Source organism: Leifsonia xyli subsp. cynodontis, from assembly GCF_050632205.1.
Classification (GTDB): Bacteria; Actinomycetota; Actinomycetes; order Actinomycetales; family Microbacteriaceae; genus Leifsonia; species Leifsonia xyli_D.
The window spans coordinates 2,526,432-2,541,776 of record NZ_CP192578.1 but is presented as its reverse complement, the minus strand read 5'-3'; the positions used below and the strand labels follow the sequence as shown (position 1 = coordinate 2,541,776).

The following is a 15,345-nucleotide window of genomic DNA, read 5'->3' as shown; positions in this document are numbered from 1 at the left end:
CGACCGACAGGACGAGAGAAGCCGATGCAGACCAGGGGGAAGCGCGCTGGGGAGGCGCTCAGCATCGCGATGGTGGGGACGCGCGGCGTGCCCGCCCGCTACGGCGGGTTCGAGACCGCCGTCGACGAGGTCGGATCCCGCCTCGCCGACCGCGGACACCGCGTCGTCGTGTACTGCCGGCCGACCGGGGCGGAGACCGCCGCTGAGCGGCTCTCCGAGCACCGCGGCATGGAGCTCGTCCACAAGGGCGCGCTGCGCCGGCGCTCCCTCGAGACCCTCAGCCACACCGGGCTCTCCGTCGCCCACCTGCTGCGCCACCGCACGGACGTCGCCCTCGTCTTCAACGCCGCGAACTCGCCGTACCTCCCGCTGATCCGCGCGGCGCGCATCCCCGTCGCCACCCACGTCGACGGCCTGGAGTGGAAGCGCGACAAGTGGAAGGGGACCGGCCGCCGGTACTACCGGCTCGCCGAGTCCGCGGCCGTGCGCTGGTCCGACGGCCTGATCGCCGACGCGCAGGGCATCGCCGACTACTACCGCGACGAGTTCCACGCTCCGACCCGGCTGATCGCCTACGGCGCGCCGCAGGTCGCCGACGACGCCGACCTGCTCGACGGGCTAGGCCTCCGCCCGCAGGGATACCACCTCCTGGTCGCCCGCTTCGAGCCCGAGAACCACGTCCACACCATCGTCGACGGATACCGCCGCAGCGGCGCGACGCTGCCGCTCATCGTCGTCGGCTCGGCGCCCTACGCCGACGCGTACACCGCCCGGGTGCACGCGCTCGCCGACGACCGTGTGCGCTTCCTCGGCGGGGTGTGGGACCAGCGCCTGCTCGACCAGCTGTACGCCAACGCCTACAGCTACCTGCACGGCCACTCCGTCGGCGGCACCAACCCCTCGCTGCTCCGCGCGATCGGCGCTGGGGCGCCCACCCTCGCGTACGACGTCGTCTTCAACCGCGAGGTGCTCGGCTCCGCCGGCGGCTACTTCACCACCGAGGACGACGTGGCACGGGTCGTCGAGGCCGCCGAGGCCGACCCCGCCGGGCATCTCGCCCGCCGGGAGGAGACCCGCCGCCGTGCCCTCAGCTACGACTGGGACGACGTCGCCGACAAGTACGAAGCGCTCTGCCGCGACCTCGCCGAAGGCGTGCAGGTGCGCGCCCGGCGTCCGCTCACCGTGCAGCGCGTCGGAGCGCAGCGACCGGCCCTCGCCCGAGAGGCGGTGGAGTCGTGACCGGAGAGACGATCGACGGCGTCCCCGCCCGCGAGTCGTACGGCACCGTGCTGCGGCGGCTCGCCGCCGCGCAGAAGCCCGCCGCCCGCAGCGCGCCCGCCTACTCCCGGTTCGTCAACCGGCGGCTGGGGCGGTACCTCACCGCGTGGGCGTACCGCGCGGGGCTCACGCCGAACGCCGTCACGGCGATCAGCGCGGTGTGGACGTTCGCGGCGCTCATCCTGCTCGTCGTCTTCCCGCCGTCGTGGCCCCTCGGCATCGGCGTGGCGATCATGCTGCTGATCGGTTACGCCTTCGACAGCGCCGACGGCCAGCTCTCCCGCCTCACCGGGCGCAGCAGCCCGGCCGGTGAGTGGCTCGACCACATGGTGGATGCGACCAAGGTCGTCAGCATGCCGCTGGCGCTCGGTCTCGGCCTGTACCTCCACTCGTCCACGCCGACCGCCTGGCTCATCGTGCCTCTCATCTCGGCGGTCGTCTCGTCGGTGCTGTTCTTCGGCATGATCCTCACCGAGCAGCTCCGCCGCCAGCACGGGCGGGCCTCGCTCGCCGCCGACGCGCCCGGCCGCCCGTCCTGGCTCCGTGCGGTGCTGGTGCTCCCGATGGACTACGGGGTGCTGTGCCTGTCCTTCGTCCTGTTGGGCTGGCTGCCCGGCTTCCTCGTCCTTTACACCCTGATCGTCCTCGCGACGACGCTCTTCCTGTTCGCCGCAGCGGTCAGCTGGTTTCGCGAACTCCGCTCCGAAGGAGACCGGCCATGACCCCCGATGACCACACCCAGAAGCTGCCCGGATCCGACGAGCCGGCCCCCGGCCGGACCAGCGGATGGACGCGCAAGCGCATCGGGCTCGTCGCGCTCGCGGCCGTCGGCGGCCTGGCGATCATCGCGGCGATCGTGACCGCCTCCGTCTACTCCTTCGCCCGTCCCGCAGGAGGCCCGGTCGCCAACGCGCTGAAGCCGGCCGCCTCGCAGCTGCCGCGGCCGACCGACAGCGCAGGCGCGAAGTCGTCCCCCTCGCCGTCCGCCTCCGCGACGGACACTCCGGCGACGCCCGCCCCGGCGAAGCCCGGCCAGATGGACGCGCGGTTCGGCGGAGTCGTCGCCCAGACCGCCGAGGTGAAGCAGGACGTGAAGACGCCCTCCGGCCTCACCGCCAGCGTGGTGTCGGTCGAGTCGTACACCGCGACCGCCAAGCGCGCGGGCGAGGTCAGCGGCCCCGCGGTGAAGGTCACCCTGCGGCTCACCAACGGGACAGGCGGGGCCTTCCCGCTCTCCACCGCGACGGTGAACGCGTACTACGGCTCGGCTGCGACCCCGGCCGCGCCCGTCGCCGGCGACCCCGCCGCGAAGCCGTTCACCGCATCCCTCGCGCCGGGGGCGTCGGCGACGGCCGTGTACGTCTTCTCGGTTCCTGCTGACGAGGACGGCGCCGTCACCGTAACCTTGAGCGATCAGGCGGGCGCAAAGCTCGTGGTGTTCCAGTGACCGCCCGCAGGGACGTCCCGCCGGCCGACGAGGAGAAGCGATGAACTCCAAGCAGTACGCCCAGGCGTTCCGCCGCTTCTGGTACGTGGTCGTCATCGCGACGATCGCCGGTGCGCTCCTCGGCTTCGGCCTGTCGCAGCTGGCCACCAAGAGCTACACCGCGACCTCCGGTCTCTACTTCTCGCTGAACTTCGGCGGCTCCGCCAACGACCTCAGCCAGGGCTCCACCTACACGCAGAACCAGATGCTCTCGTTCGCGCAACTGGCCGAGTCACCGGTGGTCCTGAAGCCGGTCGTAGACCAGCTGGATCTCTCGGTCACCCCGAGCCAGCTGGCCGACGCCATCTCGGTGAGCACACCGCAGAACACGGTCATCCTCGAGCTGGCCGTCACGGACACCGACCCGCAGAAGGCCGCCGACATCGCCAACGCGGTCGCCGCCAGCCTGTCCAGCACGGTGGAGCAGATCGCACCCAAGACGGCGCAGGGCAACGCCACCGTGTCCGTCCGGGTGATCGAGCACGCTGCCACGCCCCAGTTCGCGTCGTCCCCGAACACGCGGCTCAACGTCCTGTCGGGCCTGCTGCTGGGCCTCATCGTCGGCGCGCTCATCGTGGTGCTGCGCGCGACGTTCGACACCGGGGTGCACAACGCCGAGACGGCGACGGAGGTCGCGAAGGCGCCGCTGGTCGGCTCCATTCAGCGCGAGCGGAGCAAGGACGGCGTGCCCGTGCTCATCGCCGCGCCGCTCTCGAACGCGGCGGAGGCGTACCGGCAGCTGCGCTCGAACCTGGAGTTCGTCACGCTCGGCTCGCCGACGCGGTCGTTCGTGATCACGTCGTCGATCCCGTCCGAGGGCAAGTCGCTGATCTCGTCCAACCTGGCGCTCGCCCTCTCGGAGACCGGTCAGCGCGTGCTCCTGATCGACGCCGACCTGCGGCGTCCCGCGATCGCGACCTACACGAATCTGACGGGCAGCGCCGGGCTCACGTCGGTGCTGGCCGGACGCGCGGACTTCGAGGATGTCGTGCAGCGCTGGGGAGCGGGCGACCTCGATGTGCTGGCCGCCGGCCCCATCCCCCCGAACCCGAGCGAGCTGCTCTCGTCGCGCGCCATGAGCGACCTGCTGGAGCGACTGCGTGCGCAGTACGACGTGATCGTGATCGACACCGCGCCGCTCGGCTCGGTGGCGGACGCGTCCATCCTTGCCCGCCAGGTCGACGGGGCGCTCGTCGTGGTCGACCGCACCCGGGTGCGCAAGCAGCAGCTCGCGCAGACCGTCGACTCCCTGCAGAAGTCGGGAGCGGCCGTCCTCGGCATCGTGCTCAACCGCGTGGCGACGGGCAAGGAGCGCAACGCGTACTACGTGGCCGAGCCGACCCAGCGCCGGCTCGGCCTCCCCGGCCGGCGCGGGGGCGGTGCGGCATCGGAGGGCGCGGAGACCGCGGAGACCGCGGCTGAGCCCGCCGCGGAGGCCGCCGCCCCCGCTGCGGCCGACGACGACGCCAAGCCCGCGGGCGGCGCCGCCCCTCCGGCACCGCGCACACGCACAGCGCCTCCTGACGGGCATCGACGTGCTGAGCGGCGCCCTCCTCGACCGGGTCCTCCTGATCTCCGCGGCGCTCGGCGTCGCCGTGATCGGGTTCCTGGTGCTGCGCCGTTCGCCGAAGCTCGCCGTCGCCACCTGGATCGTGGTGCTGTGCTTCGTGCCGATCTGGGCGGGCTTCGGGGTCGGGTTCAACGGCAACTACTACCTGCCGCCCGCCACCGCCGCGGCCCTGCTCGTCGTGGCGGCGCTGCTCCCGATCAAGGGTTTCCGGCTGAGCTGGCTGGATGCGCTGATGACGCTGGTCGTCGTCGCGGCGCTCTGCTCCATCCTGGTCGGGAACGCCGGTATCGCCCTCGGCGCCGCGATCATCGTGGTGACCTACTTCGTCGCCGGCTACGTGGTCGGCCGGGTGGCGCCGCTCCGCGTCGACCCCGCGTGGGTGCACGGGGCGATCGCCGTCTGCTTCACGGTCGTCGCGGTGCTCGCGATCATCGAGGGCCTCACGCACTGGAACCCGTTCGTCGAGCTCAAGGTCGGCAACTCCCTGTACTCCATCTGGGGCACCATCCAGGAGCGGGGCGGCGTCCCGCGCGCGGAGGGCGCCTTCGGGCACTCGATCGCGCTGGGCGCGAGCCTCGCGATGGCGGTGCCGATCACGCTGGCGTCGCCGTTCCGGCTCTGGGTGCGCTGCGCGATGGTGCTGGCGATGCTGGTGGCGTCGGTCTACACCTTCAGCCGGATCGGCATGATCTGCGCGCTGCTCGGGGTGGCGCTCTCGGTGCTGTTCATGCGCGATGCGATCTCGCGCCGCGCGCGCATCGCCCTCACCAGCGGCGTGCTGATCGTCTCGGCGGTGCTGTTCCCGCTGGTGTCCGCCGTCTTCGACGACGCCGGCGCCGAGGCCTCCGACAGCGCGACGTACCGGGCCGATCTGACGTCGCTCTTCGGGACGATGAACCTGGTCGGCGTCGCCCAGTCGGCGGAGAAGAACTCGGCGGGGTCGCTGTACTTCGGCAACTTCCGCTCGATCGACAGCCAGCTCATCCTGACCGGGCTCACCAACGGGCTGATCGTGCTCGCGGCCGTCGTGGTCGCGCTGGTCTTCGGCATCCTGCTCGTCCTGCGGGGCAAGGCGTCCCCGGCCACGATCGCGCTGGTCGCCCAGATCCCCGCGTTCGCCACCGTGGCGCTGATCACCCAGTACTCGATCTTCGTCTGGTTCGTGGCCGGCCTCGCCGCGACGACGCAGCTGGCTCCCGACGCGAACCGCCCGCTCGTGCTGGGCCGCCCGGCCCGCCGCCCCGCGGCCGCCCTGGTGTCCGCCCCGGCTCCGTCTCCCGCGCCGCGCTCCCTCTGACGCCGAGTGGCGACATCATGTCGCGACTCGACGCGTGAAGGAGCCACGACTCACCACTCGATCCCCAGGGGACGGGTCAGCGGCGCGCGACGGCCCCGACGATCTCCGCGATGCGGTGCCGGTACGACTCCGGGCTGTGCTTGCGCTGCGCCAGCTCGACGTCCTCCTCGAGCAGGGCAGCGGCCGTGTCCCACTCGGCGATGGTGCGCTCGAGGGCGTCGGCCAGCGAGGCCGCGTCCCCGGGCTCGACGGTGACCGCCGTGCGGTAGCCGTCGGTGGCCTCCAGGAGCCCGCTGGTGGCGCTCGCGATCACCGGACGGCCGCTCAGGATGCCCTCCACGGCCGTGTTGCCGAAGGGCTCGTCGGCGACCGAGGGGACCAGCACGACGTCGCCCTTGCTGAGGTAGTCCCACACCGAGGGCTGGAACCCGCGGAAGGCGACGCGCGACTGGAGGCGCTTGGCCTCGACCTTGTCGCGCAGATCGCGCTCGTACCATTCGTAGCCGGGGAACACTGCGCCGACGAGGTCGAGCCGGGCCGGGATGCCACGGGCCTCGAGCTCGGCGATCGCGTCGATGGCCACGTCGACGCCCTTCCGGGGCGACAGCCGGCCGACGTACGTGACGCGCAGGTCGCCGTCCAGCTCCGGACGCGCGGGGTCGCGGCGGGCCGGGCCAGGCACCGCGTTGTAGACGATCTGTGTGCGCCGCCCGAGCGACCGGAACGCGCTCTCGAGCACTCCGACGCTGAAGCGGCTGTTCGCCACGACCCCCTGCGCGAACAGCAGCGGGGCGGAGAGGACGCGCTTCACCAGCCGGGAGGCGGTGGCCTCGCCCTCGTGCACGTGGGCGACGACCGGCACGTCCGCCATCCGGGCCAGCGCGATCCACAGCGGGATGGTGACCGTGTTGACGTAGACCGCCGCCGGCCGCTCCCGGTGCAGCAGCGCCGCGCCGGCGGCGATTCCGCGGACGGTCGTCGCGGCGAACCGGACGAAACCGCGGGGCCGCAGGACGCTCTTGCGGAGAACCGGTGAGGGGCACAGCTCGACGCGAGCCCCCCGCCGCCGGAGCTCGGCGACGAGGGGGCCGTCGGCCGGGACGGTCACGAGGACGTCCCAGCCGTGGTCGATCAGCCCGCTCACCGACTCGAGGAGCACCCGGTCGGAGCCGTACAGCTCCGAACCGGGGTGCGCCACGAGGACGGTGCGGCGAGACCTCCGCGACCGGCTCACGGGACCGGGACCACCGCGAAGTTGTCCCAGCGGGTGGTGACCGGGATGTCGGTCGCCGTTCCCGAGACGTAGGTCCGCAGGCCCGTGCTGCCGGCCACCTGGAGGGCGGCGGTGGTGTCCGTCGCGCTCAGCGTCCAGTTCGCGGGCTCGGTCCCGGCGGCCGACCAGACCTTGGCGCGGACGGTGGTCGGCGAGGTGCCGAACACCTGGACCCGCACCTTGAGCTGGTCGCCGGCGAGGGCGGTCAGTCCGGTGATGTTGGCGGCCTGGAGGGTGGTGGAGCCCTGCAGCAGCTGGAGCTGCACGGCGCCTCCCGCCTTGACCCAGACGCGGCCCTCGTAGTCCGCCGAGCCGACCATGCGGCCGATCGCGGAGTAGTAGATGCCGCCGCCGGTCGCCGCCTTGTCCGCGGAGATCGTCACCGTCACATCCGACCTCGTCGAGGTCACCGAGTTCAGCAGCGCGGTCTTCGTCGTGCCGGCTCCCGCCACCTGCTGGCCGAGGCCGTTGGTGGTGTTGAAGCTGGTCGAGCCGCCCGAGAGGGTCCACGCGCCGCCGATGTCGGCGGTGCCCCAGCCGTTCACGGTCGTGCGCTCGAAGCCGTCCTGCGCGATCGCGTTGGGCGCCGGCGCGGTGGCCGTGACGGCCTTGGTGGCCGTCCCGGTCCCGCCGCTGTTGTCCGTCACCGTCAGCGTGATCGTGTAGCTGCCGGCCGCCGCGTAGGTGTGGCTCGCCGTCGCCCCGGTGCCGGTGGATCCGTCACCGAAGTCCCAGGCGTAGGAGGCGATCGTGCCGTCCGGGTCGGACGAGGCGCTGCCGTTGACCGACACCTGCAGGTTGCTGACCGTCGCCGTGAACGACGCCGTCGGCAGCTGGTTCGGCGGGACCGTGGTCGTCACCTGGTGCTGCACCGAGTTCGTCGCGCCCTTGTCGTCGGTGACGGTCAGGGTGACGGTGAACGTGCCGGCTGTCGCGTAGGTGTGGCTGGTCGTCGCGCCCGTCGCGGTCGCTCCGTCGCCGAAGTCCCACGCGTAGGAGGCGATGGTGCCGTCCGGGTCGGCCGAGGTCGAGCCGTCGAAGGTCGCCGCGAGGTTGCTCACCGACGAGGTGAACGCTGCCACCGGCGGCTGGTTCGGCGGCGGGGCCTGCACCGTGATGCTGTGGCCGACGCTGTTCGGGAGGCCCTTGTCGTCCGTCACCGTCAGGGTCACGGAGTAGGTGCCGGCCGCAGCGTAGGTGTGCGTCGCGGTCGCCCCGGTGCCGGTGGATCCGTCACCGAAGTCCCAGGCGTAGGAGGCGATGGTGCCGTCCGGGTCGCTGGAGGCGGTGCCGTCGAACGAGGCGCTCAGGAAGGTCGCGCTCGAGGTGAACGAGGCCACCGGGGGCTGGTTCGGCGGCGGCGCGGTGACGCTGACGTTCTGCGTCGTCGCGTTCGTCGCGCCCTGGTTGTCCGTCACCGTCAGGGTCACGGTGTAGACGCCGGTCCCGGTGTAGGTGTGGGACGCCGTGACGCCGGTGCCGGTCGTGCCGTCTCCGAAGTCCCAGGCGTAGGAGGCGATGCTCCCGTCGGAGTCCTTCGAGGCCGACGCGTCCACGTTCACGGTCAGGACCGAGGTGGTCTGGGTGAACGAGGCGACCGGGGTCTGGTTCGGCAGCGTGCCGCTCGTGGCCAGGCTGTAGTGGTTCGCCACATCCTGAGCCGAGAGCACCGTCGGGTAGACGGCCGCCTCATCCAGCGTCCCGTTGAAGTACGGGCCGGTGGAACCCCAGGTGTTGTCGCCGCCGATCCGCCAGTAGCCGCTGTACGCCTGGGCGCTCGTCTGCGGGTTGGTGCCCACGAGCTGGCCGTCGATGTACAGCTTCATGCCGTCCGCTCCCTGCGAAGCGACCACCTGATGCCACTGGTTGTTGTTCAGCGGGTTCGGGCTGGTGATGGTGTTCGCCTGGCCGGTCCAGGTGCCGAACACGAGCCGGCCGTCGTCCTGCATGTAGACGTGGCGGTCGTAGTTGCTCGACAGACCGGTCTTGGCGTCGCCGAACCCGATCAGCTTCCCGCCCTTGGTGGTGCTGGTCTTGAACCAGACCTCCTCGGTGTAGGTGGTCGGGTTCGTGAACTGCAGGTTGCTGGTGACGAGGCTGCCGTTGGTTCCGGGGATGTTCGTGTTGAACTTCACGGCCTTGTCCGTCGTGCCGGGCAGGACTCCGGCCTGGCCCTTCGTGGTGGCCGTACCGGAGTAGGTGCCGTTGTTGCTGTACGCGTCGGCGCTGAAGGCCGTCGTGCCGCTGGTCTCCTCGAGTCGCCAGAAGATGTCCGGCTGCCCGTTGTACACCGCCGCGCCGTACGCGTCGGCCGGGGCCGGCGCCAGGGGCGACGGACGTCCGGAGGCGATCCACTGGTTCACGACCGTCGTGCGGTCGAGCACGGTCGGGTAGAGCGCGACCTGCCCGATGCTGCCGGCGAAGAAGTTGCTCGTCGGCTGGTTGGTCCAGCCGCCGATGTTGTCTCCGCCGACCCGCCAGTAGCCGGTGTAGGCCTGGCCGCTGGTCACATCGGTGCGGGAGCCGACCATCTTGCCGTCGAGGTACAGCCGCATGCCGTTGGCGCCGAGCGACGCGGTGACCTGGTGCCACTGCCCGTCGTTGAAGCCGGCCGCACTGCTCAGCGTCTGCACCGAGCCGGGGTAGACCCCGAAGAAGATGCGCCCGCTGTTGTCCATGTAGACGTGGCGGTCGTAGCTGCCCGAGTTGCCGGTGTTGGCGTTGCCGAAGCCGATGATCTTGCCGCCGCTGGTCGTCGTGGTGTTGAACCACGCCGAGACGGTGAACGTGTTCGGCCCCGGGATGGCGGAGGGTGTCACCGCCAGGCTGGTGCTGCCGTTGAACGTGCTCGCGGTGACCCCCGAGATCGGTCCGGCGGCGCCCTGGGTGACCGCGGTCTCCTGCAGGTCGTTGAAGGCGACGTGGTCGAAGCCGGTGGCTCCGCTCGCCTCGTCGAGCGGCCAGTAGGAGGACGCTCCGGCCTGCGTCACCGAGTCGGCGTACGGGCCGCCGCTGTTGGTGGCGGCGACCGTCACCGCGTTGGTGTCACGCGACGTGGAGTTGCCGAACGGGTCGTACACCTTCACGTGGTAGATCGGATGGCTGCCGGGTGTGAGGCCGGAGTCGGTGAAGCCGATCATCGGCTGCGTGTAGAAGTTCGAGTGCACGGTGGTCTGGTAGACCGGCGTGGTGCCCGCGTCGCGGTACACCTTGTAGGTCAGGTAGCCGTTGTCCATGTCGTAGGTCGCCGCGAAGCTGACGCGCACCTGTCCCGCGTTGAACGAGGCGGCGGTCGGCACGAGCGGGATGCCCTGCGGTCCCACCTTGTTCGGCGCGGCCGACGGGAGGGCGAACCGGGCGAGGCCCTGCTGCGCGATGCCGTTCACGGTCGGGAACTCGCCGCCGTAGACGACGTACTTCGAGTTGCCGGAGACGCTCCAGGTCGCCTGGCTCTGCCCGGTGAAGGTGCCGACGGTCCACTTCGGGAACCAGTCCAGCAGCGAGGGGCACGGCGTCCCGGCCCAGTTGTAGTAGCCGTAGATGTCGGGCGTGATCGTGCACGTCGCAGCCTTGCTGAACGCGATGGAGTTGTGGAACGTCCAGGTCGGGCTGGTCTGCGGGAAGCCGCCGATGTTGCCGCAGTAGTGCGGGTGGCCGGCGACGTAGAGCGGGCCGTTGTCGCCCTGCGGGTAGATCGAGTACGTGTCGCCGTGGCAGTCCTCGACCCAGTTGATGGCTCCCGTGTCCGGGTCGGCCGAGAAGCTGCCCTCGAGGTTGCCGCCCTGGCCGTAGACGTAGCCGGAGCCGTAGACCCGGTCGCTGGTGGCGTACAGGGCGGTGATGCTCGCCTGCGTGCCCGCGTTGCGGACCGTCTGGTTGGCCGCGAACGGCAGGATGGCCGCCGTGTTGGCGTCCACCGCCGCGAGGCCGTAGTTGGCGACGCCGCCGATGTTCTGGAAGCGGCCGCCGACGATGAGCTTGCTGCCGTCCTTGGTCAGGGTCAGCGCATCCACCGCGGCATCCGCGTTGGCCTGCCAGTTCAGCGTCGAGCCGTCGGCCGCGCTGACGGCCCCGACGTACGCACGCGCGACGCCGTTGATCGTGGACGCGTCGCCGCCGGTGTAGACCACCGTGTTGGATGCGGCGACCGCGCGCGTCTGCGACTCCATGATCGGTCGGAACGAGCTGACGATGGTGTTCGTCGCCGTCGCGAAGGCGGCGAGGCGGTAGTAGCCCTTGCCGTCGATGGAGGTGAAGTCGCCCACGACGTAGATGCGGCTGCCGTCCGGCGACGCCGTGATCCCGAGCGCCTGGGCGTTCAGGTTCGGCGCGAACGGGAGGAGCGCTCCGGTGGTGATGTCGTAGGCGAGGAGGTTGTTGCGCGGCGTCTCGTTCGTGCCGGCCGGCGACCCTGCCGGGCGGGCGGACGTGAACTTGCCTGCCACGTACACCGTGTTGCCGACCACGGTCTGCGCCCAGACGACGCCGTTGATCTGCGGGGTCGGGAGCACGTCGTCGCTGACGGTCACCGGTGTCGCGGGATTGGTCGGATCGGGTGGCGCGGTATCCGCGGCGGCGGGCTGCGCGATCGCGAGGCCGCCGAAGACGAGGCCGATCGCCGTGAGGACGGCGGTCAGGATGCCCAGCGAGCGAGAGCGAGGGCGGTGCGTTGTGCTCATGTCAACCTCGGTGTCTGTGTGGTCGGGACGGGTGTGGTCGGGATGGTGCAGGGGAGAGGGATGGTGCGGGAGAGGGGACCGGGGCGCATCAGTACGCCCCCACGGGATGCGTCAGCACCTTGAGAGTGCGCCACATGATGACGAGGTCGCCGGTGAGCGACCAGTTCTCCACGTAGTAGAGATCGAGGCGGACGCTCTCCTCCCAGGAGAGGTCGGAGCGGCCGTTCACCTGCCACATGCCGGTCAGTCCCGGCTTGATGTACAGGCGGCGATGGACGTGGTTCTCGTAGCCCTCCACCTCGGAGGGCAGAGGCGGGCGCGGGCCCACCAGGCTCATGTCGCCGAGGAACACGTTGACCAGCTGCGGGAACTCGTCGAGCGAGAACTTGCGCAGGTAGTGGCCGACGCGCGTCACGCGGGGGTCGTTCTTCATCTTGAACAGCAGCCCCTGGCCCTCGTTGGCGGCGGCGAGCTCGGCGAGGCGCGCCTCCGCATCCACCACCATCGAGCGGAACTTGTACATCCGGAAGCGCTCGCCGTTGCGGCCGACGCGCTCCTGCGCGAAGATCACGGGCCCGTTGTCGTCGAGCTTGATCGCGAGGGCGATGGCGAGGAACAGCGGCGAGAGGAGCACCAGCGCGAGGCCTGCGGCGAAGAAGTCGAACGCGCGCTTCAGCACGTGCTTGCCGCCCTCGAACTGCGGGATCTCCACGTGGATGAGCGGCAGGCCCTCGACGGGGCGGAAGTGGATGCGCGGTCCGGCGACGTCGGTGAGCGGGGAGGCGAGCACCAGCTCCGTGGCGGTGCCCTCGAGCTTCCACGCCAGCTTGCGGACGAAGTCCCCGCTGCTGAGGGCGCGGCCGGCCACGATCACCGTGTCCGCGCCCAGCCGCGCCGCAGCGTCGGCGACCCCCGACAGGTCGGAGACGATCGGTACCTCGCGCTCGGCGTCCGCGATCCGGCGCCGCAGTTCGGCGTCCTTCTTGGCGCCCTTGCGCTTGCCTGTGTCGAGAGCGGCACCCACGACGTTGTAGGCCGCCCCCGACTTCTGGTGGATCTGCCGGACGACGTAGTCGACGTCGTCGAAGCGGCCCACGACGAGCGCGCGCGAGAGGTAGTGGTCGAAGCTGCGCTGGCGGATCAGCCACTGCCGCCACAGCCACCGCGAGAACAGCACGCCGGCCATGCCGGCGGGGAGCGCGACGATGAAGTAGCCGCGTGCGATGTCGACCTTGGCGACGAGGAAGAGGATGGCGAGCGCACCGAACGTGATGGCCGTGGCGGAGACCACCCGGCGGTACTCGGAGACACCCATGCCGACGACCCGCGGATCGCGCGTGTGGTACACGGACAGCGTGAACATCCACGTCGCGGCGATGAGGAGCGAGAGGTAGAGGTAGTCGACGTGGAACCCGGGCGTCGGGGCTGCGGCGTCATCGAAGCCGAAACGCACGAAGACCGCGCCGACGGTCGCGGTGAGGATGATCGCCGTATCCGTGGCGAGCAGACGGTAGCGGTAGAGCTTGGCCCAGGTGCGCTCGGAGCTCAGCGCCCGGAGGGCGGTGGGCGCGACGGGCGCGGTGAGCCGCGGGCGGACGACGGTCATGCCACGCCCTCCGCTCGCAGTGCCCGGCGGCGGAGGCCGACCGGGGAGCCGACGGCGGCTGGGGGAAACCGTGGTCTCGAACGGCTTCACCGCCGCCGGCTCCGACTGGGGGCGACCGGTGTGGATCCGCGCGTGCCGAGCGGTCCCCGTTCGGATGGGGTTGAGCACGAGAAGCGCTCGGCACGGCGGAATCGGGTTCACGGCTGGTCACCTGCGGGTCGGGTAGTGCGTTTCGGGTGATGCGGACCGGCTGTTCCAGTACTGTTAAGTGACTGTTCCTCACCTATCCACAAAAGTGAGAATACATCGAATTCTCAGTTTCCCGACACCCGCTTTTGGGGGTGAGACAATCTCATCTTCGCTCAGAGAACCGCCCGCGGGGTTGTCGGAGGCCGGGCTTATGCTGGCGGCATGTGCGGCAGGTTCGCGATGGATGACAAGGTCAACGCCGAGATCACGGAGTTCGTGGAGCAGACCGGGCGCAAGCCCGACGAGTGGCGCCCTGACTGGGAGGCCGACTACAACATCGCGCCGACCGACGACATCCCGGTGCTCATCGACTCTGAGAAGACCCGCGAACTGCGCTTCGAGCGGGCGCACTGGTCGCTCGTGCCGTCGTGGTCGGAGACGCTGAAGCCGAAGTTCCCGACCTTCAACGCGCGAGCGGAGGAGATCGCGACCAAGTCGACGTGGCGCAAGCCGGTGCAGTCCCACCGCGCCATCGTGCTCGCCCGCGGCTACTACGAATGGCAGGGGCCGAAGGGCAGCAAGACGCCGTACTTCATCCGGTACCCCGAGGGTCGGCTCATGGGGTTCGCCGGTCTGTACTCGTGGTGGCGCGACAAGAGCAAGGCCGACGGCGATCCGGACCGCTGGGTGCTCACGGCCACGATCCTCACGTCGGATGCGGTGCAGACGCTGGCCGACATCCACGACCGCAACCCCGTCATCCTGCCCGAGGAGATGTGGCAGCACTGGATCGACCCGTCGATCGTGGGCGACCAGGCCCTCGTCGACGAGGCGGTGCGCGCCGGTGTCGCCGAGGCCGAGACCCTCCGCTTCGACCAGGTGGCCCCGTTCAAGACCAGCGACGACGGCCCGCAGCTCACCCAGCCCGTCGCCTGACGGCGCGTGCGCGCTAGCTGTACTGGGTCATGACGTTGGTGTCACTCGGCTGATGGGGGTTGCTCCGATGCCGGTGTGGATGCGTTCAGTGTTGTAGTAGTTGAGCCAGGGTGCAAGAGCTTCGGTTCGTGCTTGGTTGCTGGTGAAGATCTGTCGGTATGCCCATTCGGTGGCGAGGGTTCGGTTGAGTCGTTCGACTTTTCCGTTGGTCCACGGGCAGTGTGGTTTGATGAAGCGCTGTTCGGCGCCGAGTGCAGCGACGGCGGTCTTGAAATCGGTGGAAAGCCGGTAGGCGAACGCGTTGTCGGAGATGACGCGTTCGATCTTGGGGATGCCGCAGCTGGCGAAGAATTCGGCGGCTCGGAGGAGAACACCGGCGGCGGTCTTCCCGGTCTCGTCGTCGTGGATTTCCGCGTAAGCAAGCCGGCTGTGATCGTCGATGACCGCGTGAATGTAGTCGAACCCGATCGGTGTTCTACTGCGGCGTGAGCGGTGATTGATGGTGGTTTGGCCCTCTGCCCGCCAGCCGCCCCCGTCGGGGATCCGACCGAGTTTCTTCACGTCGACGTGCACCAGCTCGCCGGGTCGTTCGCGTTCATAGCGGTTTGTGGTTGCCCGCGAGGCCCGGATGAGCTCTCCGGTCAGCGGGTCACACCACGACAGGCGGGGAACATGATGGCGCAGGAGAATCCTGGACACGGTTCGCGTTGGGACACCGGTCACCGTCGAGATCCTCGCCGGCCCTTGCCGCAATCGTTCCCTGGCTGCAAGAACGGCCTGCTCGCGTTCCAGGCTGGTTCGAGAGGGGGATGACCTCGGACGCGAGGACCGATCGGCCAACCCGGCGACACCCTCGGCGAGGAATCGGCGAACCCATCGATGGGCGCATTGCCGAGAAACACCAAGTTCTTTGGCAACGTGCGCGACCGGCCTGTGATCGGTGACGACACGTTCGACGAGCAAGCTCCTGCCATGAACGGTCAGGCGGGCATTACCGTGGGACACGAGAACCTCCGGGAAGTGAGGGAACT

Annotated in this window: 11 protein-coding genes and 1 pseudogene; 6 read left to right on the top strand and 6 right to left on the bottom strand. The window is 70.2% G+C overall.

The features are described from left to right. The first annotated feature begins 24 nt into the window (after positions 1-24). Genes ACQ86M_RS12610 through ACQ86M_RS12600 form a run of 3 tightly spaced genes read left to right on the top strand, consistent with a single transcriptional unit; the run spans position 25 to position 2,725 of the window. Positions 25-1,239, top strand: a complete 1,215-nt coding sequence (locus ACQ86M_RS12610; RefSeq protein ID WP_431245703.1) for a DUF1972 domain-containing protein — start codon at positions 25-27, stop codon at positions 1,237-1,239. Then, positions 1,236-2,000 carry a CDP-alcohol phosphatidyltransferase family protein gene (locus tag ACQ86M_RS12605; RefSeq protein WP_431245702.1) on the top strand — a complete coding sequence of 255 codons (765 nt, stop codon included), beginning with the start codon at positions 1,236-1,238 and terminating at the stop codon, positions 1,998-2,000. Before ACQ86M_RS12610 ends, ACQ86M_RS12605 begins: the two co-directional genes overlap by 4 nt. Next, positions 1,997-2,725, top strand: a complete 729-nt coding sequence (locus ACQ86M_RS12600) for a hypothetical protein (RefSeq protein ID WP_431245701.1) — start codon at positions 1,997-1,999, stop codon at positions 2,723-2,725. Before ACQ86M_RS12605 ends, ACQ86M_RS12600 begins: the two co-directional genes overlap by 4 nt. Positions 2,726-2,953: 228 nt before the next feature. Here ACQ86M_RS12600 and ACQ86M_RS12595 read toward each other — a convergent pair whose 3' ends face one another. Together ACQ86M_RS12595 and ACQ86M_RS12590 are read right to left on the bottom strand one after the other, a co-directional pair. Then, positions 2,954-3,424 carry a hypothetical protein gene (locus ACQ86M_RS12595; RefSeq protein ID WP_431245700.1) on the bottom strand — a complete coding sequence of 157 codons (471 nt, stop codon included), beginning with the start codon at positions 3,422-3,424 and terminating at the stop codon, positions 2,954-2,956. Continuing rightward, positions 3,425-3,586, bottom strand: coding sequence for a hypothetical protein (locus ACQ86M_RS12590; protein ID WP_431245699.1), 162 nt, complete (start codon positions 3,584-3,586; stop codon positions 3,425-3,427). Between ACQ86M_RS12590 and ACQ86M_RS12585 the strand changes: the two are divergent. Together ACQ86M_RS12585 and ACQ86M_RS12580 are read left to right on the top strand one after the other, a co-directional pair. Continuing rightward, positions 3,516-4,031 (top strand): annotated as a pseudogene (locus ACQ86M_RS12585) (CpsD/CapB family tyrosine-protein kinase); the annotation flags it as partial. The gene ACQ86M_RS12590 and the pseudogene ACQ86M_RS12585 overlap by 71 nt on opposite strands. Before the next feature lie 268 nt (positions 4,032-4,299). Further along, on the top strand, positions 4,300-5,631 hold the full coding sequence (locus ACQ86M_RS12580) for a hypothetical protein (RefSeq protein WP_431245698.1): 1,332 nt from the start codon (positions 4,300-4,302) through the stop codon (positions 5,629-5,631). 76 nt (positions 5,632-5,707) lie between these two features. On the opposite strand, the gene ACQ86M_RS12575 is transcribed toward ACQ86M_RS12580, so the two are convergent. From ACQ86M_RS12575 to ACQ86M_RS12565, 3 genes are all read right to left on the bottom strand, one after another. Beyond that, entirely contained in the window at positions 5,708-6,829 is a 1,122-nt protein-coding gene (locus ACQ86M_RS12575) for a glycosyltransferase family 4 protein (protein WP_431245697.1), read from the bottom strand. A 32-nt stretch (positions 6,830-6,861) separates the two neighbouring features. Beyond that, positions 6,862-11,583, bottom strand: a complete 4,722-nt coding sequence (locus ACQ86M_RS12570; RefSeq protein WP_431245696.1) for a PKD domain-containing protein — start codon at positions 11,581-11,583, stop codon at positions 6,862-6,864. Between the two features lie 88 nt (positions 11,584-11,671). After that, positions 11,672-13,189, bottom strand: coding sequence for a sugar transferase (locus ACQ86M_RS12565; RefSeq protein ID WP_431219008.1), 1,518 nt, complete (start codon positions 13,187-13,189; stop codon positions 11,672-11,674). Positions 13,190-13,600: 411 nt separating this feature from the next. On the opposite strand from ACQ86M_RS12565, the gene ACQ86M_RS12560 reads away from it, so the two are divergent. After that, positions 13,601-14,314, top strand: coding sequence for an SOS response-associated peptidase (locus tag ACQ86M_RS12560; protein WP_431245695.1), 714 nt, complete (start codon positions 13,601-13,603; stop codon positions 14,312-14,314). A 27-nt stretch (positions 14,315-14,341) separates the two neighbouring features. Here ACQ86M_RS12560 and ACQ86M_RS12555 read toward each other — a convergent pair whose 3' ends face one another. Further along, on the bottom strand, positions 14,342-15,319 hold the full coding sequence (locus ACQ86M_RS12555) for an IS481 family transposase (RefSeq protein WP_431245694.1): 978 nt from the start codon (positions 15,317-15,319) through the stop codon (positions 14,342-14,344). Positions 15,320-15,345: the final 26 nt, after the last annotated feature.

Coding starts and splice junctions, on each gene's coding strand:
- ACQ86M_RS12600 (WP_431245701.1), top strand. CDS start 1,997: ATGACCCCCGATGACCACACCCAGAAGCTGCCCGGATCCGACGAGCCG.
- ACQ86M_RS12610 (WP_431245703.1), top strand. CDS start 25: ATGCAGACCAGGGGGAAGCGCGCTGGGGAGGCGCTCAGCATCGCGATG.
- ACQ86M_RS12565 (WP_431219008.1), bottom strand. CDS start 13,189: ATGACCGTCGTCCGCCCGCGGCTCACCGCGCCCGTCGCGCCCACCGCC.
- ACQ86M_RS12560 (WP_431245695.1), top strand. CDS start 13,601: ATGTGCGGCAGGTTCGCGATGGATGACAAGGTCAACGCCGAGATCACG.
- ACQ86M_RS12595 (WP_431245700.1), bottom strand. CDS start 3,424: ATGGAGCCGACCAGCGGCGCCTTCGCGACCTCCGTCGCCGTCTCGGCG.
- ACQ86M_RS12570 (WP_431245696.1), bottom strand. CDS start 11,583: ATGAGCACAACGCACCGCCCTCGCTCTCGCTCGCTGGGCATCCTGACC.